This is a genomic window from Pseudoalteromonas sp. 5Ae-yellow, from assembly GCF_014077565.1.
In the GTDB taxonomy this organism is placed as follows: domain Bacteria; phylum Pseudomonadota; class Gammaproteobacteria; order Enterobacterales; family Alteromonadaceae; genus Pseudoalteromonas.
In genome coordinates, this window is the sequence record NZ_JACGWD010000022.1 from 12,139 (window position 1) to 37,977 (window position 25,839).

Here is a 25,839-nt window from a genome sequence, read left to right on the forward strand (position 1 = left end):
TGTTAGATTATCGTCTCTAAATCAGTTATTGGTTTGAATTCAAAAAAGACAACGAGAAATAAAACAAGTACAATAAAGGCGCCGAAAGGCGCTTTTTTTATGCGTAGTATGGAGAGAAGTATGGCGATCATTCGTTGCCCAAAATGTGCAAAATCAATTTCAGATAAACATAAGCAATGTCCGCATTGCGAAAGCAATATTGCAGAGCTAAACGACGAGCAAGTTTTACAACTTCAGCGCGAACAGCGAATTAAAAAAAAGCAGATGTTTATAAATCACTCCTTTTTAGCGCTTATCTTATTTTTAGGTGGTTTTTTCTGTTTGTACTTTTTACAACCGCAAGAAAAAACGCTTCAGTGGTATGCTTATACTGCGGCTATTGGCGTAGGGTGTATTTGGTATCTTATTAACCGTATTGTTTTAGTGACTCTAAAAAAGAAAAAATGACATGAATATCGACAATCTTGTACAAAATATTACTCCCGAATTATTCGAACGCTTGCAATACGGTGCGTCTACTGGAAAATGGCCAGACGGAACTGTTTTATCAGACGAGCAAAAGCAACAAACAGTGCAGTTGGTTATGTTGTATCAAGCAAAAGTGGCTCAATCAAATGAGCAATTTACGATTGGTGCTAATGGTGAAATGATCCAAAAGACAAAAGCTCAACTACAAAAAGAATTTAAATCAGACAACGAAATAGCTAGGTTTAGTGAACATGATCTTTAAGCACCTTTTTACACCGAAATGGAAACACCCTAAGCAACAAGTTCGTCTTGATGCTATCGAAAAATTAGATATTGAACGTGATGCAACCATATTAAACACGTTAGCACTTGAAGACAGCTCAGCTGAAATACGCCGTAAAGCACTACAAAAAGTAAACGATTTACCACTTTGGTGGAAAGCGTATAAACAAGATCAAGCATTAAAAGATATAGCAGAACTACAAATATCTAATGCTGTTTTAAATAGCGAAAGTGCACTAACACCGCAAATTAAAAGTGAATACATAGAGCGTTTTGCACCCGTTAAAACACTCGAAAAGTTAGCATTTGCAGAGAAAGAACTGCAAGTACGCGTTAAGTTATTGAAACGTTTGGCAAATCCAAAACTAGTAGAAAAAGCATTTAAAGAAGGTAGCGAAGAGCTACAAGCTCAATTAGTTGAACTTGTTATTACCCATCAATTAATTAAGCCATTAGTAAAGCATGCAAAGGGTGGTGCAAAAGCAGCACTTGAAACGCATATTGAAAATGAGCGTTTAGCAATTGAAATGCCACTGCAAGTTGAAAGTGCAACACGTGTTATTTTAGCTAAGTTAAATGCCTTACGCGAAAAAACAGATTTTGGTGTTGTAAATCCACAAGCCGGCGAATTGATGGTCCAGTGGCAAGCACTTGAGCTAAAATGGCTGAGTGATGAACGCGTTAAGCTTCTTGACGAAAAATATATTTCAATCACAACTAAGTTAGATGCACACATTGAACAGCTAAAAGCGGTACATGATAAAGAGCAGCAGAAATTAGCGCTACAGCAGCGCCAATTGCTAGCACTTGCAACGCTTGAAGCTTTAACTGAAGAAATTGAAAACGCCTTACAGCTAGGCCTTGAAACACCAGAGCAAATTCAACAAGATTGGCTTGATGCAAAAGTAGCGCAAGCTAAGCAAGCTATTAGCGAAACAGAATTAGCTAATAATGCACAATCTAAACTGGCTGTAAGCAAGTTAGAAAAACTATTTACTCAAGTTGCTAAGTTACCTGAGCTGACAATTGCTATTAAAGAGTACAAACTCGCTTTTGCAGCATTATGCGAAATTAAGCCAGCAGAAGATTTAGCACAATACGATGCAATTCTAACTGAATTTAATAATGGTTTTAAAGCAGCGCGTAGTCATTTAAATATTTTAGATGGTGCATTGCAAAGTACCTTTAAAACGCAGTTAAATGCGCATAAAAAGCAATTTTTAGCACCAATGAGTGAGCTAGTTAAGCCACTTGAAAAAAACCAAAGCCAAGCAAAACGCAAAGCTCGTGATGTTAAACGCCTGATTGAGGAAGGCCGTTTTAATGTTGCCTTTGGCGTGTTTAAAGGGTTTGAAGAGTTATTTAATACACTCACTGAGCAATATCAACAGCCGCTTGTAAATATAAAAGCGGAACTTGAAGCGCAACTTGCGGATGCAAAAGATTGGCAAAAATACGCAGCAGCACCAAAGCGTAAAGCTTTATTAGAAGAAGTAAGTGCATTAGTAAGTGAAGAGTGTACTGACCCACAACAACGCGCAGAGCAAGTAAAAGTGCTACGCAAGCGTTGGAATGAGTTAGGTCGTTTAGATACAGATGAAGAAAAGCAACAAGGCGTACAGTTTGATGAAAAAATCGAGCTGTTATTTGCACCTTGTCGTAGTTACTTTGCAGAGCAAGAAGTACAACGCGAGGCCTCAAAAGCACAACGCGAAAGTATTATTGGCGACATGCACGCGCTTCATTTACAACCTACGGCTAAGGATGACTTTGATTGGAAGCAATATGAAAGCCAATACAACCGTTTAAACAAAGCGTGGCGCAGTGTGGGTAAAGTTGACCCTAAAACATACCGTACACTAAACGATCGTTATAAAAGCGAGCAACAACAAGTACTGGCTTTATTAAACGCATTTCATAAAAGTAATGCTGCACTTAAAAATGAGTTAGTAGAAAAAGCGCAGCAATTATCACAAAGCGATGATTTAGCCGCTGCATGCCAAGAGTTGAAGCAAATGCAGCAGCAATGGCAAACAATTGGTTTTGCAGGTTTAAAAGCTGAAAATGCGTTATGGCAAAAATTTCGTCAATTTAACGATGAAACATTTACTAAACGTAGTAGTGAATTTGAGCAGCAAAAACTTGAGCAAAACGAGTCAGATAAGCAAGCAGTTGCAGAACTCGCTGAGCTTGAAGCAGCACTTAGTGACGTAAATCAAAGAGCACAGTTGCACGACCTAGAAACAAAAGTGAAAGGGTACACGCAATTTAGATCGTTAGCGTCAAAGGTTACTAAGTTGCTAGCAGCTATTGACGATAAACTTGCATTGCTTACAAGCAAATCAGAGCAAGCTAATCTAGATGCGTTAATTACAGCACTTGAAAACAATGAAGCGTTACCAAGTCAGTATCAAGCACCGCTTAAAACAGCATTAAATACAGATCAACTTATTACGCGCATGGAAATACTAGCGAACGTAAGTTCAACCGATAAGTCACTTAGAATGGCAGAACAAGTAGCCATGTTAGATGACAAACATCGTGGCGAACATGCTGATTTAAACTATTATTTAAAACAGTTATTAGCGCTCAGTGCTGGTTCAGTTGAACCTGACACACTAACGCGACTTAAAGCGACACTTGCAGCTTAATGCACTAGGGCGTGTTGACCTTTCGTGGTTGAATTTGCAGCAGACTGTTTGGTATTTAGGCAAGGCAGAGTCTATGTAGTGTGGTTATTCCCCATAAATAGGCGATAACGCAGCATAAATGCCAAACATGCGCTGCCCTTTGGTTCTTTCTAGGGACGATTAACTCTTTGTTGCTCGGTTTTGACTTAGCCCGCTAGGTTACAAACCTCACGCCGCGATTAAATCGACCCTAGATTGAACAAATTTCAATCCACAAAGGTCAACACGCCCTAGAACCAGCGTAATATATGCTGGTTACTATTTTAATAAGCCGCTTTAATAGCGGCTTTTTTATGTACCACTAATTTATAAACAAAAGGGTTCTCATGAGAATTTTAGTTATTATTGCAGCGTTATTTTTAACCGCCTGTAATACCACGCAAGGCATATCAGTATATTCATTTACTAACTCTGAGGTTGAGTCTGTACTGGGTAAGCAATTACCAAAGTTAAGTGAAAAAGTAAGCTTAATGGGTTTGCCGGTTCAGTTTGATGTAAACGACTTAAGTGTAAATATTGGGCCTGATAACCGCGACGTTGTTGTTCTTGGTGCTGATTCAAGCGCTGAAATTAATGCATTCGCACTTAAATACCCAGTGCGTTTAAAGCTACAAATTGAAGGTAGCCCATTTTACGACAGTGAGAAAAAAGCGGTGTTTTTACGTAATATTAAATTACTTGATTCGAGTGTTGATGCCGGTGGTTTCAAAGGTAATTTAGGTGCACTTGATAGCCAAGCAATGGATGTGATTAATGCTTTTTTAGCGGTTAACCCTGTTTATACTCTAAATATGGATGACCCTAAAATGATGCTACTTAGTAAGCTTCCACTTGATATGAAAGTGGTTGAAGGTGCAATTAAGCTAGTACCTCGTCTATAAGTAGATCTACCTACTTATAATATACGTATTAATTAGCCTGACTTTCAGGCTAATTAGGTTTTAATATTATGGCGGCTCCTCGTACTGTTCCCACTTCTAGGCTTTCTCGCTTTGCAAAATTAGGCTCACTTGCCACAGGTGTTGCTACCAACATGTTAGTTGATGGCGCTAAGAGCGCGCTAACAGGTAAAGGTTGGGACAATAAAAGCTTACTGCTACAACCTAAAAACATTGAAAAACTAGCTATACAGCTATCTCATTTACGTGGCGCCGCAATGAAGCTCGGGCAATTGCTTTCAATGGATGCCGGTGATTTACTTAGTCCTGAATTGTCTCAGTTACTTGCTTTACTGCGCTCAGACGCGAATCCAATGCCTCATAAGCAGCTTGTTGAAGTGTTAAAAGAGCAATGGGGGGATGAGTGGCTAGCGCGTTTTTCTCATATTGAATTAAGACCTTTTGCAGCGGCTTCTATAGGGCAAGTTCATTTAGCTTACAAGGAGAATGGTGAGCAACTGGCTGTTAAAATTCAATACCCTGGTATTGCAAAAAGTGTAGTAAGTGATGTCGATAACGTTATTTCTTTATTAACGATTTCTCGATTATTGCCAAAAGATCTTAATATTAAACCACTTATTAGTGAGGCTAAAGCGCAGTTATTAGCCGAGGCTGATTATAAGCGGGAGGCTCAGTACTTAATACGTTATAAAAATGCACTAGCAACTAATCCCCACTTTAAAGTGCCTAACGTATATCCAGAGCACAGCACACAACAAGTACTTACTATGGAATATATAAAAGCAGAGCCCATTGAGAGCATTACACAGCTACCTGATAGTCAAAAAAGCTTTGTTGCAGAGCAACTTATTGATTTGTTTTTTAAAGAAATGTTTGAATTTAAATTAATTCAAACCGACCCTAACTTTGCCAATTTTCATTATCAGCTTGATACACAAAAAATTGTTTTATTTGATTTTGGTGCAACCCGAGAAATATCAACAGAGCTTAGTTTAGCGTATTTAGCTTTATTTAAAGCGGGTAGTGAAAACAACGAGAAGGTGTACTTAAAGCGGCTTCACATATTGGTTATTTTAAAAATGACTTAGTTGATGAGTATAAAAACAACGTCATTGATTTATTCTTAATGGCGTGCGAGCCACTAAGAGCAGAAGGAAAATTTGATTTTAAAAACAGCGAACTCGCGCTCAAAATTAAAAATGCAGGGCTTGCTCTTAGTGCACAATCTCAGCAATGGCACACACCGCCCGTTGATGCCCTATTTATTCACCGAAAACTTGCAGGGCTTTATTTAATAGCCGCAAGGCTAGGTGCAAAAATAGATGTGAAAACGCTATTTCAGCACTATTTATAGCGTTTTAATGGGCACGTGAGTGCATTTTAAGTAATGAGTGCACTTAGTGTGTAAAATTGCCATAATGCTCGCGATATTTCGCGAGGTGTATTTATGATAAAACAATTTTTAAATGATCCTAAATTATTGCTAAACGCAGTAGGTGAGGGCATATACGGTTTTGACCTATCGGGTAATGCGGTGTTTGTTAATCCTGCCGCTGAGCGCATGACCGGCTGGCGGGCTGAGGAGCTATTAGGTAAAAAAATACACCAATATCATCACCATACTCATGCTGATGGCACACCTTATCCCGCAGATGAATGCCAAATTTACTGCACCATGTTTGACGGCAAACGTCGTGAAGTTAAAAATGAAGTTTTTTGGCGTAAAGACGGTAGCTCATTTGCAGTGGAATACACCTCAACACCGGTTTATCAAAATGATGAGTTAATTGGTGCTGTAGCGGTATTTCGCGATATATCACTGCAACAGCAAACACAAAATGCACTGCAAGAGGCACTTGAGCAAGTAAAGCATTTAAGTGAGCAGCTAAAAGATGAAAACAACTACTTAATTGCAGAACTTAACGAAGATTGGCAAGACTCAGGGCTAGTTGGACAAAGTCATATATTTCAAACCATGTTAGATCAAATAAAACTGGTAAGTGAAACCGACAGCACAGTGCTTATACTTGGCGAAAATGGCACGGGTAAAGAATTAGTAGCCCGTAATTTGTATCGACTAAGCAAGCGTAGCGAACAAGCCTTTATAAAAGTAAATTGCGCCGCATTTACCCCAAGTTTGCTAGAATCGGAACTTTTTGGCCATGAAAAAGGCGCATTTACAGGTGCAAATGAACCCCGTAAAGGGCGTTTTGAACTTGCTGATAAAGGCACCTTGTTTTTAGATGAAATAGCAGAGCTTCCACTTGAGGCGCAAAGTAAACTGCTTAGAGTCCTCCAAGAACAAGAGTTTGAACGTGTAGGTGGCAGCAATACGCTAAAAGTAAATATTAGAGTAATTGCAGCGACTAATCGCGACCTGTGGGAAATGGTACAAAAAGGCACGTTTAGAATTGATTTGTATTATCGGCTCAATGTATTTCCTATAAAAGTACCCGCCCTTAAAGATCGAAAAGAGGATATTCCTTATTTATGCGCTAATTTAATTGCGCAGCTAAATAAACGACTGGGTAAACATTTAAAAGGGCTAAGTAAAAAAGCAATTACACAACTGCAAGCCTATGATTGGCCAGGCAACATTAGAGAGCTGCAAAATGTACTGGAACGCGAAGCTATTTTATCTAATCAGGCTGTGCTTCAGCTAAGCCAGCCTTTGCAAGCGGGTGGCGAAGTCGTTATTAATCCTTCACTTACGCTTGATGAAGCGCAAAAACAGCATATAACCTCTGTTCTTGCGTTATCGCACTGGCAAATATCGGGCGATAAAGGGGCGGCAGTTAAGTTGGGCTTACCTGAGAGTACACTACGCTCAAAAATGCGAAAGCTGGGAATCACTAAAAAATCGTGATATATCGCGATATGCGCTTTATATCGCGAGCTCGGTTTTTGTTTTTTAAAATAATTTCTTTAATATCAATGAAGTAATTAAAGTTTCAGCTTGGTCTGAAAGTTGCAAATACTTGCTTAATACCCGTCATTATGAAGCAAGTACTATGAAGTTTGATATAAAAGAAGAAGACATGATCATTAAGCCCTATAACACCGAAGGGCCAATTTATATCCGCGAGCAAAAAGGATTTTTTCAGCGCATACGCCGTAATTTAGGTTGGCTGTTAATGCTAACTTTTATTGCAATACCGTGGATTCAATATAACGGTCAACAAGCTGTGCTGCTTGATGTGGCAACGCAAACCTTTACTATTTTTGGTTTAACACTCCTTCCTCAAGATTTTATGATTTTAGCGCTGCTATTTATGGTGGGGGCTTTTGCATTATTTTTTATAACTAACTGGCTTGGTCGGGTTTGGTGTGGATATACGTGCCCGCAAACAATATGGATGCTCATGTTTTCGTGGGTAGAGCAACGCATAGAAGGCACTCGAAATCAGCGAATTAAATTAGATAAATCACAGTGGACGCTAAGCACTTGGCGAAAAAAAATAACTAAGCACAGTGCGTGGATTGTTATTTCTATTTTAACTGCCACCTCGTTTATGGCGTATTTTATTCCGGCTAAAAGTTTGTATATGGAAATGCTTACGTTTGAGTGGTCAGGTATAACGAGCTTTTGGGTGTTTTTATTCGCTTTTTGTACTTATGGCAATGCAGGGTTTTTACGCGAAAAAATGTGCACAATTGCTTGCCCTTATTCTCGTTTTCAAGCTGTTATGTTTGATAAAGATACGTTGCTTGTTACATATGATAACGAGCGAGGTGAAAGCCGAGGACCACGTAAACGCAAAGCTGACCCCAAAGAGCTTAACTTAGGTGACTGTGTAGACTGTAACTTGTGTGTAGAGGTATGCCCTGCAGGAATAGACATTCGAAATGGATTGCAATATGAATGTATAAATTGTGGCTTATGTATTGATGCCTGCGACGATACCATGGAGAAATTTGGTTACGAGAAAGGCTTAATTAAATACGCCAGTGAGAAACAAATGGAAGGTAAAAAAACTAATCCATTTAGGTTAAAGCTAGTAGGGTATGGCGCATTAACGGCTTTGTTAATAATATCTATGTTTGCATGGATGCTGCAACGTACACCAATAGAAGCCTCAGTACTACGCGATAGGAATGTGCTTTATAGAGTTAACTACGAGGGCCTTGTAGAAAACCCTTATACACTTACTATTATTAATAAAACGCAGCAAGCACTGCATTACAGTATTGCCATAGAGGGTTTACCAGGAGCAACGCTCTCAAGTCCGAGATCTACGCTTGTACAACCGGGTGCGATGAAAAGAGTCCCCGTTACTGTAACAGCCGATGGTTACAATATTGAGCGTAAAGTGAGTAAGTTACAATTTATTGTAACAGCGCAAGAAAACGGCAGCATTACGATAACCAAAGATAGTCAGTTTTACAAAAACTAAGATTGATAAAGCAAGGTCAATTATTTTATATCAGTTGGCCTTGCTTACTTTTTAAGTTGTGAGAAACAAACTGTTTAGCGCTATCTAAATCGGTAAATATGCACTCACTAAAATTAACGTTTCTTTTTGCACACTCTAAAATGCGCTTCATTTGATTTATAGCGATAGCTGATGTGAGTACAAACGCGCTACTTAGGCAGTTGTTTGCTTTCATTAAATGGCTAATATCTATCATTTCTTTTTCTGCCTCAGGCGTTGCAGCCGAAACATCAAAAGAATCACTAATATAGGCCCAAGGCTGATTTTTGAGTGACTTTATTTTTTCGCATAGTTCAATTTTAAACGCACGAAGAAGCCCTGAGGTGATGTATCCCGAAAAGTGAGCGATAACAACGTTATTTTCAGTATAGAGGCTTACCTGTCCATATTTGTTTTTAAACCCCAATGTATACTCCTTGAATTTGAGGGAAGGCTAACCTTATACCTTTAAATCCAACAAAACCAGTTCTTTTGGGTTGTCTTTTGTTATCAGGTTGTTTCTTTTTTTGGCGGGTACTTAATTTAATGAGTACCCGCTCTTGAACAGTGGTTAATCTTTTGTAGAGGTTGTAATGTAATTTAGCGCGCTCGTTATAACGGCTACTTGTGCCAAAATACATTCTTCATCGGTGGCTGTTGGGCTATCTGGGTACACTTCTGTAGTAGTTACATAGGGTGCATCAGTAAAGCCCATACATAAACCTAAATCGCGTGCTGCATAGTTAATCACGCCAAATTGCTCTTGAGGTACGCCTATTAGCTGGTTATTTTCATCGCTCGGTGCAATATGAGTTACCTTTGCAACGCTTTCTATAATGACTTTTTGAAACTCCGGCTCAGGCTTTTTGGTATCTGCAACTAAATAAAACCCGTCAGGTATGTTCCAGTTAGTATTTGTAGTGCCTTCAAGCGCAGCGAGTGCGGGTCTAAATTCACTGTTATCGCTATCTGTTGTTTCGTGTAAATCAATATGAGCGATTAAGTCAGTACCTAATGATTTTACAAACGCCATAATAGCGGCTGATTCTTGAGCTGGGCTGCCCTCGTAAAATGAGCGATTAGGATCAATAGCGTCTGGGTTCCAGCGGTTTATAGTCTCATATCCCCAAGGGCTAATGCAGGGGGCAACAATAATATTAAACTGTTCGCAATATTGCATAGCCGATGTTTTAGCAAACCTAAGTGCGCCATGTACGCCACTGGTTTCGTAGCCATGTACACCACCGGTGATTAAAACAGTTGGTTTATTAGCATTAAAGTTAGGCGTTTTTAATATATATAATGGGTAAGTGCCAGCGGTGTAATTAAGCTCGCCGTATTGCTCTATATCTAAGGTGCTCTTAAGGTCATTAATTAGCGTTACGACTTCGTTTTGGTAACTGCGTTTAATGTTTTGGCGTGTTAACCACTGGGCTTTATCGTTGTCATTCCATTTTTTGCCAGGTGTGCCAATAGGGTATGTGCTGTTAGTCATAATAAACCTTTATATCAATTGTTATTAGCTTTCCTATAAATAAGGAGGGCAATTACAATTGGTAGAGTTACTTAATAAAGGCGTAGCTTAACGCTGAGTAAATTAGCGTGCAAATTAAAACGTTAAAGTCATATTTTTTATAGCGCGCGATTGCTGGGATTTAATATAGCTTTGGTTTGCGTATTCACCCGAAATACTACCGAATCGATCGCGTTTCACACTAATTGTTAAATCACACGTTTTACCTTGATCTACTTGCGAGCTGCTAAACATATCTAAACTTTGCAGATTTATTTCAAGGCGCGAAGTGTTAAGCGCAAAAAGCGTTGATTGTAAAAGTGTTTCATTATTATTGTTAGTGCAGCTACTGCTAAGTTCTACTTGGCTAGTACTATTAGGATCAGTGCCATCTAGCTGAACTGTAAGGGGACTATTAATATCAAAATTTTGATTGTTACTCGGGGTTAAAATAATAAAATTTAAAGGCAACTCCACGCTCGAATTAGCATTTATGCCATCATCCCGTTTAAATTTTATATCAAACTGTTGGTTATCGTCAGTGGCATTTATATACGCTTGGTAATCAACGTCTAAAAAGTCGGTATCTTTTGTAAGTACAATAGCAGTGCTATTAACAACAGCTTGTAATGAGTCGCTATCGCTTAAAACAATGTTAGAGCCATTAGCATCGCCTGCATTTAGTTCTGCGTTAACACGCGTGCGGTTACCGTCAGAAACTAGTTCAAAACCTGCCCAAATACCTTGTGTTTTTACTAAATCCGACTCTGTTTCTGACGTGCAAGCGCATAATGCTAAAATTAAAGCCGTTGTGGTAATGCATTTTTTAAGCATGTTAGCTCCTTTAAACCACTTAATTAGGCTGTAAATAATTGTTTAATTGGGGATATACCTAACAATTATATGAAGTGTAAGTTTGTATATGTGCATTGTTACACAACAAGCTATCTATAAATGTTTAAATTTGTTAATGGTTGTAAACAAAGTATTAACCACCAGGTTTAAAAACTAACTTACCAATGAAATTGTTTACTAAGTAAGCATCGATTTAGCGCTAAATGTATTACAAAAGAGTATGTTACAATTAAGGTAAAGCATATCTTCATATTGAGTATTATGGCGCAGTATATTGCTACTCCAAGTTGGCTAGGCCGTTTTTTTACCCGTATTAAACACGTAGCTATTGAACAAGAGCGCCTTGTTGTGCATTTTAGAGGTGCTCCCGCATGGACATTTTTAATTAAAGACTTTTATAATTACTCAATATTTAAAAACCGTTTATTTAGCGCCAAAATTAATTTGTGCGACAGTAGTAATACATCAATTAGCTTTTTAAACAAATCACAAGCGAACGCTTTAAATACGGCCCTTAACACGCGGTTTTCAGCCCTGCTTGAGCAAAAGGTAAATAACGCAAAGATTTCGCTCAAGCGCTATGCTTTAGATGAGTTTTTACGTGATAGTTCCATAAAAACACTTAATAATGATGTATTTTTGCTTACCAAGCAGTACGCTAAAAGTACAAGTGTGTGGCAACAGCACTTATCGCCAAGTAGTATTAAATTTTTAAATATACTGAGCACTACACCCAATACTCACGATGCAATTGCACAGTTGCGCCATAAATATGAAAAAAAACAACTAACTCTTAAAAATGACTTTTTTAATCAAGTAGAGTCAAATCCATTAACAACAGAGCAGCGCTTAGCGGTAATACGCGATAACGATAAAAATTTAGTATTAGCGGCAGCAGGCACAGGTAAAACATCTGTGATGGTAGCAAAGTCTTTAGATCTAATAGCATGCAATATTGCCAAGCCTGAGCAAATTTTGGTGCTGGCCTATAATAAAACAGCAGCAAAGGAGCTTAAAGAGCGCTTTATTAAACGCGCCACGCATGCAAACTTGCATACCAAAGTACCCACTATTTTAACGTTTCATGCGCTTGGGCTTAAATTATTACAAAGTGCTAAAAAGCCAATCGAGTTGTCAAAATTTGCAACCGACCCAGTTCAATTAAATAGTTGGTTAACTGGGTGGGTAAGTAAAAAAATACAAACCGAGCCACAGTTTTTAAAAGCATTTGTAGATTTACTCCATGAGCCGATTGATATATTTAGCTTTAAAGATAATGCACAGTACGAGCGATACGTACGCGATAACGAATACCGTAGCCTTGCGGGTCATAAAGTAAAAAGTTATCAGGAAGTGCTTATTTCAAACTGGCTACATTTGAATTGCGTGGCGCACAGTTATGAGGTGAATTATCACTTTAATCAAGGCGCAGAGCTAAGTGGGCAATACCAACCAGACTTTTATATACCTCAATACGATATTTACTTAGAGCACTTTGGCATTGATAGGCAAGGGAATACTCGTGCCGATATAGATAAAAAACACTATAACGAGCAAATTGCACTTAAGCGTAAGTTACATAAAAAAAATGGCACCACTTTACTCGAGACCTTTCATTACAACTGGGTAGAAGGAAAGCTAGAGCAAACTCTCGCAAAGCAATTAAAGCAGCATAATGTTGAATTAACACCTATGAGTAACGACGAAATATTTCATACTTTAAATAACTCAGGGCAGTTACAGCAAGGCATTGATAAGTACATAAAATGCTTACAAGCTATTCGAGTGGAGCAACTAAGTAATAAGCAAATAGCGCAGCGCATCAAGCAAAGTGGTATTAAAAACTATCAACAATATGCAAACTTGTTAGTGCAAATTCATGACGCCTATATAAATGAACTAAGCACGCAAAATGCCATTGATTTTGACGACATGATTATTCAAGCGACAAAGGCGATAGTAAGCGGAGACTTTAATATTCCGTGGAGCCACATTTTAGTTGATGAGTTTCAAGATATATCAAGTGCGCGTATGGGCTTTTTAAATGCGATATTAAAATATGGTAACGGAATACGCTTTACTGCGGTAGGTGATGACTGGCAAGCAATTTATCGGTTCTCGGGTGGTAATTTAGCGCTTACTACACGCTTTAATGAATTAGTGGGCAGCCACTCACTTACTATGTTGCAAAAAACATTTAGATATAACAATAGTATTAGTGATGTAGCGGGGCGCTTTGTAATGCAAAACCCTGAGCAATATAAAAAGCAGATCAGCACACATACGCAAGTAACCACACCACAAGTTATTTTGTTAGACGATTTATACCAAGGCACTAAATCGATAGAAATAAAAGTACAGCAGAGCATAAGCACTATTCAAAAAAACGATGCATCAGCGAGTATTGCCATACTTAGTCGATACCGATACATGTTAAATAGCGTGCAGCAGCATTTAAAAGATAAAAAGCATACAAACCCTCTTTATTTTTGGACATTGCATAGCGCTAAGGGGCTTGAAGCCGATTACTGTATTATTATTGGTTTTGAACAAGGTAAATTAGGGTTTCCTAGCGATAATCAAAATAACGTCCTGGTGGAGTCGTTATTACCAGAGCAAGATGAATTCACTCACTCAGAAGAAAGGCGTTTGCTTTATGTAGGTATTACGCGCGCAAAAAATAAAGCGTATTTAATTGCAGACCCTTATGCATGCTCAGCGTTTGTAAAAGAACTAGTAAATGACGATTATCCTATTCAAATCGGCTCCACGTTGTTTAACAAGTCGCAACTAAAGCAAAGAGAGTGTAATACGTGCAGCGACGGATTAATTGTGCCAAAAACGGGTCAGTATGGTGATTATTATAGCTGTACTAATACGCAGATTTGCGAAACTAAACTACGAGTGTGTAAAAGCTGTAGTAGCCCATCGGTTGATAAAAGCACGTATTCACAATGTGTGAATACAGAGTGTAAAACGCAGCATCCAATTTGTGAAAAGTGTGGTCGCGAAATGCGTAAACGAAAATCTAAGCACGGTGAATTTTTAGGATGCAGTGGTTTCGCGCTTAAAGAGGATAACTGTAAAAACACTCGAAAAATGAATGTTTAACGGCTAACGAGCAGGTTTACACCTGTCTATTTTATAGAACAATGTAAATAGAAATTATATTCATTTGATTGATTTTAACAAGTTATCAATGTCTAATAGAAGAATGAGCTTTAACTGTTGTTTATTATGCATTTTTTCAATAGGTTCTTTTTATTAAACGATCACTATTCAGCCCCTGATCAGGTTGCTAATTGGCGAGTAAGTGCACTGCGCATTATTCTATCATTAGTAATGGTGTTATGTTTTGCTGTGGTGTGCCACACGTACGCAAGCGCTATTGAGTTTAACTTAATTTATATTGTTGTATTAACAAGCAGTTTTTTTGCGACTGTATGCGGTTTGCTTATAGCAAGTAAGCGTTTTTATCACTTCAGCGCTCATGTACTTTTAATAGCCATTGTAGCTGCTAGCGTGTCAATGAACTTATTTTTAACAGACCTAGAGCTTGCTAAAGTGGGCTCTATGTATATGTATTCCTGCCCAATAATCGCACTTATGCTCCTTGGTTATAGAACAGCCCTTGCTTATGGCGTATTAAATATTGTACCGTTTTATATGATTATCAATAACGTTGATGTATCGGGCTTAACTGGCATTGCTCAACAACTTCCCGATGCCAGCTTATACATTACAGGGCTTATATTCTTATTTTTTAACATTTGTATTCCCCTTGCTGTGGCACGCACAATTGTGGCTGCTAAGCGTTTAAACAAAACAATGATAAGCGCTAATACACACCTTAAAGATAAAAATGAGCTTTATCGAAGCTTGTTCACCGAATCAAATAAAGCCAAAATTATTGTTGACGAAAACCTTGTCATTACTGATTTTAATCAACACGCTATTGATATGTTTGGTATAAAAAAAGAATTAAAAGAAGAATGCGTTAACCTTTCTCATTTATTTCCTACTTTAGTTTTTGACGCCCCTAATGCTCAAAATAAAATTGTGAAGTACAAAAAAAGCTATTTTAAAGCCTGCTACCAGCAAATAACAATGAGTACAAACTACCGTGTATACGACTTTTACGATTGCACGCAAGAGCAGCTCATTAAACAAAACTTATCGATGATGGAACAAGAAAATAAACGTTTACGCTTTAGAGACTCGCAAACAAAACTCCCCAATAGAGAATGGTTTGAGCTGCAATGCAACAGATTAACAAGCAAATACCAAAAAGGTTTTTTTATCGTTGTTACCCAAAGTGCAAATAGTGAATACTTAAATTTAAAGCTCACTAAAGCCGACTCTCAAGCATTACTTATTAACGCGTATAAGCGTTTAAAGGCGATGGCAGATGGGCCGTTGTTGTGTGCCCATATAGGAGTAGGAAAGCTTGCTTTTATAATTGGCGCAAACTCGCAAAACGAGCTTGAAGATAAGCTATTAATGCAAATAAAAAATACATTAGATAAAACTTATAATGTGTTTGGCACTAAGTGTCAGCAATCATTTTTATTTGGTTTTGCAAAGTATCCTGATCACGGAAAAAACAGCACAACAGTACTTAGTAATGCGTGCGAAGCACTTAAAGTTGCAAACTGTAATATGCCTCTAAGTGGTTATAACGAAAAGCAATCACAAGCTTTTATCGAAAAATACGAAATTTCGATGTTATTAGACGAAGCGCTTCAGCAGGGCGATTTGTCGGTACACTATCAACCTAAAGTAGATGCAACGGGTAAATGTATAGGGCTTGAAGCTTTAGCGCGTTGGAACAGTCCTATACTAGGTAATGTGTCGCCAGTGGTATTTATTCCTATTGCTGAAGAATACAGAATGGTCAGTAGGTTAACCGATCTGATTATTCAAAAAGTCTGCGCTCAAATTGCCAATTGGACTAAGGCGGGTTTACCGAGTGTGCCGGTGGCAATAAATATATCTCTAATTGATTTTAGCCAAACCGATTTTATGTCAAAACTGGTTAAATACCTTGCCGACTTCAACGTAAAGCCACCTCAAATAGAGTTAGAACTGACTGAAACCTCTCTTGAGGCAAACCAAGCGCATTCGCTAAAGCTTATGCAAACACTGCAATCGTGGGGTTTTACTATTTCGGTTGATGATTTTGGAGTGGGGTATTCTAATATTGCACGCCTTGCCGATTACCCTATTAACAAACTTAAGTTAGATCGCTCATTAATCAGTCAAGTAACAAGTTCTACGCGTCAAAAAAGTTTAGTTAAAGCGGTGCACGTTATGTGTGAAGAGCTTGATATTAAGTGTGTAGCCGAAGGAGTAGAAACCCAAGAGCAAGTAGCAATAATGGCGCAAATGGGGTGTAAAGAATTTCAGGGCTTTTACTTTGCGAAACCAATGTCAGCCGAAAATTTTGCAGAGCATGTTAGCCTCCATGGCTTAGTGTTTAACCCCAAAGAGATGACGGCTCAACTTTAAATGTATAGCAGGTATTTTACTACCTAGTTACAGAGCTGTTGGGCGTTTATAGTTATTTTGCACTGATGAATAACTCCTGCTCCCCAATGCTGTATATCTGATTGAGCAGTACAGCCTGCATCTTCAATTAAAGCAGTATTGGCATCACATAAAAGTAGCACTGCGTTATCATCTTGTACGTTTACAATAAGCGTGTATTCCCCAAAGGGTGCAAGTTTGCTTAAATCGTTATTAACAGCAGCTTTTAACAATTCATCAGTTGTTGAATAGGGTGTTTCACTAAATTTTAGTGTGCCATCAACGGCTGTAGCAATATCTTTTAATTGTGAGGCTAAGTCGGCCATCACTTCTGGATTGTTGTTTTTAGGAGTGTAGCAACCGCTAAGTAATACTATGAGGCTTATACAAAGTAAGTGTTTCATTTTATTTGCTCCATACCGTCATCGTGTTGTGTTCATCGTAGCCTGTATCTAGGTTCCAATTTTTAATTGCACTGTAATCAGTATCTAAAAATATGGCATTGGCAATAATGGTTATGTAGTGCTGAATGTTACTAACGGCAAAGTCAAAAATATCGTTGTAATGCATAGGCTCGTGCGGCGTTTTTAGTTGTTCAATAAAAGTGGGGTCTACTTCGTTTGGGCGAGGATAAAACAAGCCTAAATCAGCAGCAACATGGCGTGCACAGGCAAATAATCGATAGCTTTCTTCAACATTATTTACTACAAGCTGAAAACCGTTATGCCATGAATTAAAGTTAGGAGCGTGTTGTGCTGCGTAGCTTGGGTGAACCGTTAATAAAGCATGTCGCCAAATTTTTGCAATATCGGTATCAAAATTATCGTCTTTGTTAGTACAAGATCCAATATTTTGTTGCACGCGGTCAGCATAACCTAACTCACCTAAGTTTAAACGTTGCCAAATAAACGCGTCTTGATTCATTTCGCAGGTACGGTGCGCCGTTTGGTTTTGCGCGTAAGGGCCTACTTTTAATTCAACAACCGGATGCACTGTTATATCTGCAGCAACATGGGCCATATAACCGCATAACCAGGCAAAACACTTTTCAAATGCTTCACCTTCAAGTGTTTTACAGTATTCAATCATGGCTTTAAGTAAATCGCCTGTGTGCTCATAGTGCATTAGGTCGGCCCACGCATTTTGGCTAGGCTGCGCTACAGCTAAGTAAGGATAATCGGGGGCTACACAGCCTAGTTCAAGGTATGCTTGGCGTTGGCTTAAAATAAGCTTTGCTTTTTTAGGCATATCCATTTTAGCGAGTGATTTGGTTTGCGTTGCAATATTAACAGCAGTGATGTGCGCAAAAGCACCTGGCATTGTCATATCCTTATGATTTATTAATAAGGGTACAGATTAACATTGAGAGGGGGTTAAATAAAGCCAACTAAATGCAAGTATAGCGGGGTAAACACCTATTAAATTAGCTGCTCAACTAATTGGCCATTCTCGTATAATTTAGCATGTTGACGTTTATGCTCTTCAAATAGGTAAGCTCTTAGTTGCTCTTGACCGCTATGGATTTGCGTTATTTTAGCGGCTATACCTTGTGTGCTTTGCCTTACGGGTTCTATTTCCATCGAAATACTTTGTTTGTTAGGCAAAATAAATTCCATGTGCTGCGATTTATTTAAATGGTTACCTTTTCGGAGGGGTTTTAAAAACATCCCCGTGTTTGATATTGATTCAATTTTAAACCCTTGGCTTTTAATATTTAGCTCACTCCAGCGCCAACTGCGCAGTGTGCCTTGTGTGTCTATTACTTCAGGGCGTTTAAAATAGGTTTGATTATACCGGCGCTATCAATTTTTAAGTCCAACGGAAACCATAACTGATAGTGTGCAACTTCTGCGAGCAGGGTTAAATTAGCACTACTAAGTAAGTGAGCAATATTGGCTGGTACTGAACTTTGTAACGTTAAAACGTGACTGTTGTGAGCATGTGACTTTTTATTAGGCTTAAATAACTCAGCAAAAAAATTTACCTCTTCATTAGAGAAGTCCATATTTCACTCCAGTTACATAAAATGATTCACCACCGTAATTTAAACAATGAAATTGGTCAATAAATGCTCCGTTTAAATTTGTTTAGATAATATTTACAAAGACAGAGGGGTAAACTAAACAATGTATTTAAATGCAGTGCTCAACCCGAACGTTTTTCAGAGACTTGAATTATTTAACATTTATAAAAATATATTTAGGCGCAAGTGGCTAGCTGTTAAACTACAGCATATTAGTTTTATTATTTATATTAGAGTTTACATTATGATATGTGCATTTTTACGTGATCAAGAGCCGAAGTTACTGGGTATGGTAGTGGCATTGGTCGGTGCAGGATTTTCAATAAATGCAGTGGCTCAAGAGCAAAGCCAAACTTTAATTTTAGTGGGGTCAGAGCTTACTACCTGTACTAGCGCCAAGCTTAATAATTGCCAAAAAGAGGCTGTTATTGATGGTAAGTCACATAATTTATATACACTTAGCAGCTCTCAAATAAAAAACATCGCGCAGCATTGGCCTAATAATAATGTTGAGGCAAAAACGGCTGTATTAAAAACACTTAAAGCCATACAAAGTAAATCGTCAAATAGCGTATCAAAAACTGATTTACTCTGGCAGTGGCGCGATATAAATAATCAGCAATTAGAAAGTCTAACTCAGCAAGAGTACAACTTTGTATTTGATATGCTAGAAGTACCGCTACTTAATAAAAACGGTGAGCGTTTAAAAGAGCAAGTAAATACCGATTTTAATAATGAGGTTGCGACTAATAGTATTTTACAATTTGTGTCGGGCAGTTTAAAAGTTAATAACGCAAAACCCACCATGCTTGCTATTACGGCTTCGAGCCGCGACCCTTATGAGTCGGCAGATGTAGCGCAAAGTCTTTTGGCACAATCAAATATAAACACTCAATGGTTAGCACTAACGCCAGCGCTTGCTAAAGCGATTACGAGTAACTCGTGCGATGAATTACCTGCGCTTAGAAATACATTAATGAATGTGTATAACCGTGAAGTGATTTATCCCAATCGCACAAAGGCCGAATACGCTTTATGTAAAAATGGCCCTAATGCACTTGTATCACTTATTAAAAATAGTACCGGTGTGATGTTTAATAGCGGTAATGCAGCATTAACTCATAAGGTATTATTTGATCAAAACAATAACCCATACCCGTGGACGCAAGCATTGCAAACTCGCCCAGTAATTGTAGGTGAAGGAGCCGGTGCTGCAATCCAAAGTAAAGTGACGGGCATGCTTACAAATACGACAAGCCTTGAGGCACTTCGTAAAAGTGAAAATAACACTAATGCTGGTGGGCTGGGCAGTTTTAACTTTGGTGTACTAGATACTCAATTTAGCGAACAAAACCGTACATTTAGGCTTGCAGCAGCGCTAAATAAAAACGAAGTGAAAAATACTAAAACAGAGATTCAACATGGATTTGGTATTGATGAAAATACAGCCTTAGTTGTTATTAAATCGCCAGAAGGTAGTTTAATAACCGTAATAGGCAAAAGTGGTGTAGTGCATTTGGCTAACCAAGGTAAAGCCCAACCTGGGAGTAAGAGCTATAGCTATTCGTACTGGCCTACAAGCAGTGTAATTGAAATTACCAATAATACGTTTACCTTAAGCGCACGCACAATAGATGAAGCGTTACCCGCTATAAAAATACCTCCACTGCCAGTGCAGCGTTTTGGCTCAATTTTAACAAATTCAAAACTGCGTTCACTTACTCAAGCTATGTGTTTAAGCCAAGAGCAAAGTGCGGTAGCCCAACAAGACGAGTTTATAATTAGCCTTACAGCAACGAGTGACACACAGTATCATCGCGTAAATGCAAAAGAGTTTGGTTGTGCGCTAAGCAATTTAGAGTTAGCTATAAAGTCGATTTAGTGACTAACCTGAGCCAAGGGTTTAAGTTTTTGGCTCTTCTCTATAAAATAGCCACCATAATGATTTAAAAGCCTTACTAAAAGAGTGTTAAAATGAATAAAGAAAATGATGTAATTTCTAGTCTAGCCGAATTAGAAAGCTTTTTATTAAATGTAGAAAACGGCGGTCTTGGCCTTAAAGGTGTTTCGGGCGTTGGTATGGCAACAAACAATAGTGATGGTAGTCGTTTTGTAGCCGTGTTTGACGACCAACAAAAGCTGCTTTTAGCGCGCAGTATTACAGAAGATGTATTCCAAACAGGGCAAGATATGGTACGTAATGGTGTAGGGCGCAAGCACTAGTACTTTAATAAAAAAGCGCTTAGAGCGCTTTTTTATTTTAATTTCAATAAATTGAAATCAAATGCCTTCATATAGATTCCACAAAGGCCACTTCAAGTTAATAACAATTAAATACAACCCCCTCAAAAACCACAAAACTAGCCAGCTAAACTCAGTTTTATTAAGTGCGCTTAGATAAATAAGATAGTGCTACGGATAAATTGTAGAATCAAAACAGATGAATTTTGGCTATATTTTGAAGAGAAGTTTAACTTATTGATATAGGTTTAGTTAATTGGTCGGTATGGAGAGATTCGAACTCTCGACCCCTGCCACCCCATGACAGTGCGCTACCAAGCTGCGCCACATACCGACGTTGTATGCAATAGTACGTGTATTTTTTTAAAAATCAATAAGCGATTGTTTGTTTGGGTGTTTATTACGCAAGAGACCTAAAAAGGCACTCTTGCGGTGTATTAATTGGCTAGTCTTTATTTAACCACTTTTTGATCGAGTCATACATCTCATCTCGTATTAATGGCTGAGCTTTTTTGTTAGGGTGTAAACTATCGTTTTGCATCAGCTCAGATTGGCTGGCAATATCTAGCATAAAAAAGTTCATTAAATGCGCATTTGTTTCTTCGCTAACGCGCGAGAAAGTGTCTGTAAACATTTTACTGTAACGCGGGCCGTAATTAGGGGGAATGTAAATCTCCATTAAGGCGGTCATCGCATTAGCTGCTTGGCTTTTTTGAATAAGAGACGTTAAGTTAGTTTGCATTTTTTTGACTGGAAAACCACGTAAACCGTCATTAGCACCTAGCTCAATAAGTACATGAGTGGGTTCGTATTGCTCAAGCAATGCATCTAAACGGCGTAGGGCTCCACCAGATGTTTCGCCACTAATACTGGCGTTGATAAGTTCAATGTCGGCGTGTTCGTCATCGTATTTATCTTGTAACAATTTTACCCAGCCTTCTTCTTGTTGAAGTCCGTAGGCTGCGCTTAAACTGTCACCGAGTATTAAAATCGTGTTGTCGGCTGCTGCGCTCAGCGGTTTGATAACTAAAAATAAAATGAATACTAAACGAAGGATTGAATGAGTCATATGTCAGCGCTTTCTCAATTAAATATAATTCAGGTTAATGGTTTGTCTAAAGTAGTCTCTACCTTTGAAGGTGAGCTGCCCATCCTCAGCGACATCAGCTTTAATGTCAAGCATGGCGAGTCTGTTGCTATTGTTGGCACGTCGGGCTCTGGTAAATCAACGTTACTCAGTTTATTAGCAGGGCTGGATACCGCAAGTAGCGGCGAAATATTTTTAGATGGCGAGCCATTACACAATTTAGATGAAGAAGAGCGTGCTGCACTGCGCGCGGCTAAAATTGGATTTGTGTTTCAATCGTTCATGTTAGTACAAAGCTTAACTGCACTAGAAAACGTTATGCTACCAGCAGAACTTGCTGGCGAAAGTGATGCAAAAGAGCAAGCAATTGTTTTGCTTGAAAAAGTAGGCTTGAGCCATCGAATTGATCATTACCCGTCGCAACTTTCTGGCGGTGAACAGCAACGTGTTGCTATTGCGCGAGCATTTATTGGTACACCTAAAATACTGTTTGCTGATGAGCCTTCGGCTAATTTAGACAGCAAAAACGGTAAAATGATTGAATCCTTATTATTTGATTTAAACACGCAACACGGTACTACGCTTATTTTGGTTACTCACGATGAAGGGCTTGCACAAAAATGTGAGCACATTATTCAAATAGAAGCGGGTTTACTGGTAAAAAGCCAAGTAGAGGACGTTGCTAATGTGGGTTAAGTTAGCGCTTAAGTTGTTTTCGCGAGAATTTCGCCGTGGTGAGTTAACAGTTATAAGCGCAGCTATCGCCCTTGCTGTTTTAACCGTGCTTACACTGTCTATGGTTACTGAGCGAATAGGGCAAAGTATTGCGCAAAAAAGCAGTGCTTTTATTGCAGCAGACCGTGTACTTGCCAGCGATCATGTTCTTGATACGGCCTTTATTACTCAAGCACAAAGCCAAAATTTAAAAACGGCACAAATGGTGTATTTCGACACTATGTTGTTTGCCGATGATGAAATGCAGTTTAGCTCAGTAAAAGCGGCATCTAATGCGTACCCGCTAAAAGGGCAGTTAAAAGTTAAAGATACCCTAACAGGTGAAACTAAGGTTGCTAATAGTGGACCAACGCCTGGTAATGTGTGGCTAAGTGAATCAGTATTTTACAGTTTAAATATTGATATAGGCGCGCAAGTAGAGCTTGGCGCTGCATTATTTAATGTTTCAAAGGTTATTGTAGAAGAACCTGATGCGCCATTTAATGTATTTTCGAGCAGCCGCCGCGTGCTTATTAATATTGACGATGTGGCAAAAACCGAAGTTGTGCAGCCAGGTAGTCGTGTCTATTATCGCCAACTTTATGCAGGTAGTGAGGCCGATATAAATAGCTTTTACGAGTGGCTTAAACCACAAATGAAAGAAAACCAACAATGGTACGGCGTTAAAGACCGTCAATCACCTATTTCAAATAGTTTAAACCGTGCAGAGAGCTTTTTATTACTTGCCGGCCTATTAGGTATTATTTTAGCCGCAGTGGCTATAGCCGTTTCAGCAAAACGTTATTGTGAACGCCAATATGACCCAGTAGCGATGATGAAAACGCTAGGCGGTAGCCGCTCAATGATCCGTAAAATATACATGCTTCATTTATTGCTTGTGTGTGCAATGGCGGTAAGTATTGGGCTGTTAATTGGTTATGGTTTGCAAGAAATAGCAACAAGTTACTTATCAAAAAGTATGGGCACAGAGCTACCTCTAGGTGGTTTTAAGCCGTGGCTGGTGGCTATTAGCACTGGCGTAATTTGTGCTGTTATGTTTTCTATTAAGCCGTTGTTTGATTTATTTGATATTCCACCGCTTAGAGTGCTGCGCCGTAACTTAGGTGACAAATTGGCAGTAAGTCGTGTGCATTTAGGAATGAGTGCGCTAACCGTGTTTTTATTAATGTGGTTATTTAGTAACAACATAAAAATAACGCTTATTTTGTTTGCCTCAACGCTTGCCCTAATTGGTGTGTTGTTTTTGATATCTAAATTAATATTTGGTGGCAGTCGAAAACTTGGCTTAAAGCCAGGTAACAGTTGGTCGCTTGCAATTGCATCTATTCAAAAACGTGCAAATGTGAACGCGGTACAGTTAATTAGTTTTTCGTTAGCGATTAAATTACTGCTGTTTTTAGTGGTACTTAAAAACGACATGATATCTGATTGGCAATCGCAGTTACCAAGCGATGCACCTAATGCGTTTTTAGTGAATATTACGCAAAACGAACTTGAGCCAATTAATGAATATTTAGTTCAAAAAGATATTCAGGTATCAGAGTTTTATCCAACTATTCGTGGGCGCGTAAATGCGGTAAACGGCGAGTTGGTAGCACGTTCTGTATCGCTGCAAGACAATGAGAAAAAAGACGAAGAAGCCCGTGCAGGTATTGGCCGTGAGCTAAACCTTACATGGCTTAAAGATGTGCCTGACCAAAATGAAGTTACACAAGGCAAGTGGTTTGGTGAAAATGCGATGGCTGAAGCCTCAGTAGAGGAGTCGATGCTTGAGCGTTTAGATGTTGAGATAGGCGATACGCTTACATTTTTAATTGGTTCGCAGTCGTTCGATGCTAAAATCACCAGTGTTCGCAAAGTTAATTGGGCCACGCTTAAACCTAACTTTTTTATTATTTTAAGCCCAGATGTACTTGCAGATTTTCCGGCAACGTATATTTCATCGGTACGTATAAATCCAGAGCAAAAGCGCGACTTTAGCCAGTTATTGCGTACTTATCCTACTATTACAGCAATTGATATTGATAACTTTGTTAAGCAAATACAAACAACTATTTCGCAAGTATCACTCGCCATTGGCTTTGTACTTGCAATTGTTGTGTTGTGTGGCGCACTTGTACTTATATCGCAAGTCCAAGCTAGTTTAGGTGAGCGTATGCAAGAAATTGTAATACTCAGAACGCTAGGGGCTAAAAGCCGATTAATTAAAAACGCGACCCTTTATGAGTTTTTATTACTAGGCGGTTTAGCTGGTTTAGTCGCCGCATTTTTTAGTGATATAGCGCTTTTAATTGTGCAACAACAAATGTTTGACCTAGCAGGTAAGTTGCATCCGCATATATGGGTTATTGGTCCGGTAGCTGGTGGCGTGTTTGTGGCCGGTTTAGGTTATTTAATGATTGCCCGAACACTTAAACAAAATACCCAAGGGTTAGTGCGCGCCCTAGGGTAAGCTTAAACTAACATGCTCCTTCAAATGCCCACCTAACACGTGGGCATTTTTGTTTTCTTTGTACTGGTAATTTATACAGTGCTCTGGCATTATTAGCGTAATTTAAAAATAATAACAATGGAGTGCTGTTTGGCCATTATTTTAGGGATCGATCCTGGTTCACGTTTGACCGGATATGGCGTTGTTGCCCACCAAGGTTCTAAATTTACATACTTAGGCAGTGGCTGTATTAAGTTAGCCGATCATCCTTTTCCGGTTAGGCTTAAAATGATCTACCAAGGCATTACACAGCTTATTGAGCAATTTTCGCCAGAAACCTTTGCGATTGAAAAAGTATTTATGGCGCATAACCCCGATTCTGCTTTAAAACTAGGCCAAGCTAGAGGCGCGGCTATTGTTGGCGCTGCAATGGCCGACTTACCCGTATTTGAATACTCAGCTAGGCAAATTAAGCAAGCAGTAGTAGGCAACGGTGGTGCAGATAAAACACAAGTGCAACACATGGTAAAAAATATTTTAAAGTTGCCTGGCACGCCACAAGCCGATGCAGCTGATGCACTCGCTATTGCGATTTGCCACGCTCACTCAGAACAAAATTTAATTAAACTAGCGGGTAGCGCAAGCAAAACCGTTAGAGGACGTTTAAGGAAATAACT

The 25,839-nt window shown here is 38.8% G+C and carries 19 protein-coding genes, 1 tRNA gene and 2 pseudogenes; 14 read left to right on the forward strand and 8 right to left on the reverse strand.

Annotated elements, in window-relative coordinates:
- The first annotated feature begins 120 nt into the window (after window positions 1–120).
- The 7 genes and pseudogenes from H4J63_RS08040 to ccoG all read left to right on the forward strand — a co-directional run bounded on the left by H4J63_RS08040 (window position 121) and on the right by ccoG (window position 8,733).
- Window positions 121–447 (forward strand): hypothetical protein, encoded by a 327-nt coding sequence (locus H4J63_RS08040; RefSeq protein WP_007580349.1) that lies wholly within the window; start codon window positions 121–123, stop codon window positions 445–447.
- Between the two features lies 1 nt (window position 448).
- The gene (locus tag H4J63_RS08045; protein ID WP_007378333.1) at window positions 449–730 is read left to right on the forward strand and encodes a YeaC family protein; all 282 of its coding nucleotides are present in this window, start codon (window positions 449–451) and stop codon (window positions 728–730) included.
- Window positions 720–3,401 (forward strand): DUF349 domain-containing protein, encoded by a 2,682-nt coding sequence (locus tag H4J63_RS08050; RefSeq protein WP_182195885.1) that lies wholly within the window; start codon window positions 720–722, stop codon window positions 3,399–3,401. The genes H4J63_RS08045 and H4J63_RS08050 overlap by 11 nt, the downstream gene beginning before the upstream one ends.
- Before the next feature lie 365 nt (window positions 3,402–3,766).
- A complete protein-coding gene (locus H4J63_RS08055) occupies window positions 3,767–4,321 on the forward strand; it encodes a DUF1439 domain-containing protein (RefSeq protein ID WP_002960677.1) in 555 nt (184 codons plus the stop codon).
- A 68-nt stretch (window positions 4,322–4,389) separates the two neighbouring features.
- A pseudogene (locus H4J63_RS08060) lies at window positions 4,390–5,693 on the forward strand (ABC1 kinase family protein).
- A gap of 93 nt (window positions 5,694–5,786) precedes the next feature.
- Window positions 5,787–7,205, forward strand: a complete 1,419-nt coding sequence (locus H4J63_RS08065) for a sigma-54-dependent Fis family transcriptional regulator (protein WP_182195888.1) — start codon at window positions 5,787–5,789, stop codon at window positions 7,203–7,205.
- A gap of 145 nt (window positions 7,206–7,350) precedes the next feature.
- The gene (gene ccoG / locus H4J63_RS08070) at window positions 7,351–8,733 is read left to right on the forward strand and encodes a cytochrome c oxidase accessory protein CcoG (RefSeq protein WP_182195890.1); all 1,383 of its coding nucleotides are present in this window, start codon (window positions 7,351–7,353) and stop codon (window positions 8,731–8,733) included.
- A 25-nt stretch (window positions 8,734–8,758) separates the two neighbouring features.
- Here ccoG and H4J63_RS08075 read toward each other — a convergent pair whose 3' ends face one another.
- From H4J63_RS08075 to H4J63_RS08085, 3 genes are all read right to left on the reverse strand, one after another.
- Entirely contained in the window at window positions 8,759–9,178 is a 420-nt protein-coding gene (locus H4J63_RS08075) for a hypothetical protein (protein ID WP_182195893.1), read from the reverse strand.
- Window positions 9,179–9,322: 144 nt separating this feature from the next.
- Window positions 9,323–10,246 carry a M14 family metallocarboxypeptidase gene (locus H4J63_RS08080; protein WP_182195895.1) on the reverse strand — a complete coding sequence of 308 codons (924 nt, stop codon included), beginning with the start codon at window positions 10,244–10,246 and terminating at the stop codon, window positions 9,323–9,325.
- Between the two features lie 114 nt (window positions 10,247–10,360).
- Window positions 10,361–11,098 (reverse strand): hypothetical protein, encoded by a 738-nt coding sequence (locus tag H4J63_RS08085; protein ID WP_024605022.1) that lies wholly within the window; start codon window positions 11,096–11,098, stop codon window positions 10,361–10,363.
- 282 nt (window positions 11,099–11,380) lie between these two features.
- Here H4J63_RS08085 and H4J63_RS08090 point away from each other — a divergent pair, with 282 nt between their 5' ends.
- Both H4J63_RS08090 and H4J63_RS08095 read left to right on the forward strand, forming a co-directional pair.
- A complete protein-coding gene (locus H4J63_RS08090) occupies window positions 11,381–14,230 on the forward strand; it encodes a UvrD-helicase domain-containing protein (RefSeq protein ID WP_182195896.1) in 2,850 nt (949 codons plus the stop codon).
- 126 nt (window positions 14,231–14,356) lie between these two features.
- Window positions 14,357–16,627 carry an EAL domain-containing protein gene (locus H4J63_RS08095; protein WP_024605024.1) on the forward strand — a complete coding sequence of 757 codons (2,271 nt, stop codon included), beginning with the start codon at window positions 14,357–14,359 and terminating at the stop codon, window positions 16,625–16,627.
- A gap of 23 nt (window positions 16,628–16,650) precedes the next feature.
- On the opposite strand, the gene H4J63_RS08100 is transcribed toward H4J63_RS08095, so the two are convergent.
- The 3 genes and pseudogenes from H4J63_RS08100 to H4J63_RS08110 form a co-directional block, all read right to left on the reverse strand.
- Window positions 16,651–17,049: a hypothetical protein gene (locus tag H4J63_RS08100; RefSeq protein ID WP_182195898.1), complete on the reverse strand. Its 399-nt coding sequence runs from the start codon at window positions 17,047–17,049 to the stop codon at window positions 16,651–16,653.
- Between the two features lies 1 nt (window position 17,050).
- Window positions 17,051–17,965: a zinc dependent phospholipase C family protein gene (locus tag H4J63_RS08105; protein WP_182195900.1), complete on the reverse strand. Its 915-nt coding sequence runs from the start codon at window positions 17,963–17,965 to the stop codon at window positions 17,051–17,053.
- Window positions 17,966–18,063: 98 nt separating this feature from the next.
- Window positions 18,064–18,650: pseudogene (locus H4J63_RS08110) on the reverse strand (hypothetical protein).
- A 262-nt stretch (window positions 18,651–18,912) separates the two neighbouring features.
- Between H4J63_RS08110 and H4J63_RS08115 the strand changes: the two are divergent.
- Together H4J63_RS08115 and H4J63_RS08120 are read left to right on the forward strand one after the other, a co-directional pair.
- On the forward strand, window positions 18,913–20,550 hold the full coding sequence (locus tag H4J63_RS08115) for a cyanophycinase (RefSeq protein WP_182195902.1): 1,638 nt from the start codon (window positions 18,913–18,915) through the stop codon (window positions 20,548–20,550).
- A 92-nt stretch (window positions 20,551–20,642) separates the two neighbouring features.
- Complete coding sequence (locus H4J63_RS08120) at window positions 20,643–20,891, forward strand: hypothetical protein (RefSeq protein WP_002960658.1); 249 nt, start codon at window positions 20,643–20,645, stop codon at window positions 20,889–20,891.
- 275 nt (window positions 20,892–21,166) lie between these two features.
- Here H4J63_RS08120 and H4J63_RS08125 read toward each other — a convergent pair.
- Both H4J63_RS08125 and H4J63_RS08130 read right to left on the reverse strand, forming a co-directional pair.
- Window positions 21,167–21,243, reverse strand: a tRNA-Pro gene (locus tag H4J63_RS08125).
- Window positions 21,244–21,354: 111 nt separating this feature from the next.
- A complete protein-coding gene (locus H4J63_RS08130) occupies window positions 21,355–21,978 on the reverse strand; it encodes an arylesterase (RefSeq protein WP_182195904.1) in 624 nt (207 codons plus the stop codon).
- On the opposite strand from H4J63_RS08130, the gene H4J63_RS08135 reads away from it, so the two are divergent.
- From H4J63_RS08135 to ruvC, 3 genes are all read left to right on the forward strand, one after another.
- The gene (locus tag H4J63_RS08135; RefSeq protein WP_007580378.1) at window positions 21,979–22,692 is read left to right on the forward strand and encodes an ABC transporter ATP-binding protein; all 714 of its coding nucleotides are present in this window, start codon (window positions 21,979–21,981) and stop codon (window positions 22,690–22,692) included.
- Window positions 22,682–25,183, forward strand: coding sequence for an ABC transporter permease (locus H4J63_RS08140; protein ID WP_182195906.1), 2,502 nt, complete (start codon window positions 22,682–22,684; stop codon window positions 25,181–25,183). Before H4J63_RS08135 ends, H4J63_RS08140 begins: the two co-directional genes overlap by 11 nt.
- 129 nt (window positions 25,184–25,312) lie before the next feature.
- Window positions 25,313–25,837, forward strand: coding sequence for a crossover junction endodeoxyribonuclease RuvC (gene ruvC, locus H4J63_RS08145; RefSeq protein WP_002960649.1), 525 nt, complete (start codon window positions 25,313–25,315; stop codon window positions 25,835–25,837).
- Window positions 25,838–25,839: the final 2 nt, after the last annotated feature.

What these genes read in the sequence shown, in the direction of transcription:
- H4J63_RS08040 (WP_007580349.1), top strand. Translation starts at nt 121, where the DNA reads ATGGCGATCATTCGTTGCCCAAAATGTGCAAAATCAATTTCAGATAAA.
- H4J63_RS08045 (WP_007378333.1), top strand. Translation starts at nt 449, where the DNA reads ATGAATATCGACAATCTTGTACAAAATATTACTCCCGAATTATTCGAA.
- H4J63_RS08050 (WP_182195885.1), top strand. Translation starts at nt 720, where the DNA reads ATGATCTTTAAGCACCTTTTTACACCGAAATGGAAACACCCTAAGCAA.
- H4J63_RS08055 (WP_002960677.1), top strand. Translation starts at nt 3,767, where the DNA reads ATGAGAATTTTAGTTATTATTGCAGCGTTATTTTTAACCGCCTGTAAT.
- H4J63_RS08065 (WP_182195888.1), top strand. Translation starts at nt 5,787, where the DNA reads ATGATAAAACAATTTTTAAATGATCCTAAATTATTGCTAAACGCAGTA.
- ccoG (WP_182195890.1), top strand. Translation starts at nt 7,351, where the DNA reads ATGAAGTTTGATATAAAAGAAGAAGACATGATCATTAAGCCCTATAAC.
- H4J63_RS08080 (WP_182195895.1), bottom strand. Translation starts at nt 10,246, where the DNA reads ATGACTAACAGCACATACCCTATTGGCACACCTGGCAAAAAATGGAAT.
- H4J63_RS08085 (WP_024605022.1), bottom strand. Translation starts at nt 11,098, where the DNA reads ATGCTTAAAAAATGCATTACCACAACGGCTTTAATTTTAGCATTATGC.
- H4J63_RS08090 (WP_182195896.1), top strand. Translation starts at nt 11,381, where the DNA reads ATGGCGCAGTATATTGCTACTCCAAGTTGGCTAGGCCGTTTTTTTACC.
- H4J63_RS08095 (WP_024605024.1), top strand. Translation starts at nt 14,357, where the DNA reads ATGCATTTTTTCAATAGGTTCTTTTTATTAAACGATCACTATTCAGCC.
- H4J63_RS08100 (WP_182195898.1), bottom strand. Translation starts at nt 17,049, where the DNA reads ATGAAACACTTACTTTGTATAAGCCTCATAGTATTACTTAGCGGTTGC.
- H4J63_RS08105 (WP_182195900.1), bottom strand. Translation starts at nt 17,965, where the DNA reads ATGCCAGGTGCTTTTGCGCACATCACTGCTGTTAATATTGCAACGCAA.
- H4J63_RS08115 (WP_182195902.1), top strand. Translation starts at nt 18,913, where the DNA reads ATGATATGTGCATTTTTACGTGATCAAGAGCCGAAGTTACTGGGTATG.
- H4J63_RS08120 (WP_002960658.1), top strand. Translation starts at nt 20,643, where the DNA reads ATGAATAAAGAAAATGATGTAATTTCTAGTCTAGCCGAATTAGAAAGC.
- H4J63_RS08130 (WP_182195904.1), bottom strand. Translation starts at nt 21,978, where the DNA reads ATGACTCATTCAATCCTTCGTTTAGTATTCATTTTATTTTTAGTTATC.
- H4J63_RS08135 (WP_007580378.1), top strand. Translation starts at nt 21,979, where the DNA reads ATGTCAGCGCTTTCTCAATTAAATATAATTCAGGTTAATGGTTTGTCT.
- H4J63_RS08140 (WP_182195906.1), top strand. Translation starts at nt 22,682, where the DNA reads ATGTGGGTTAAGTTAGCGCTTAAGTTGTTTTCGCGAGAATTTCGCCGT.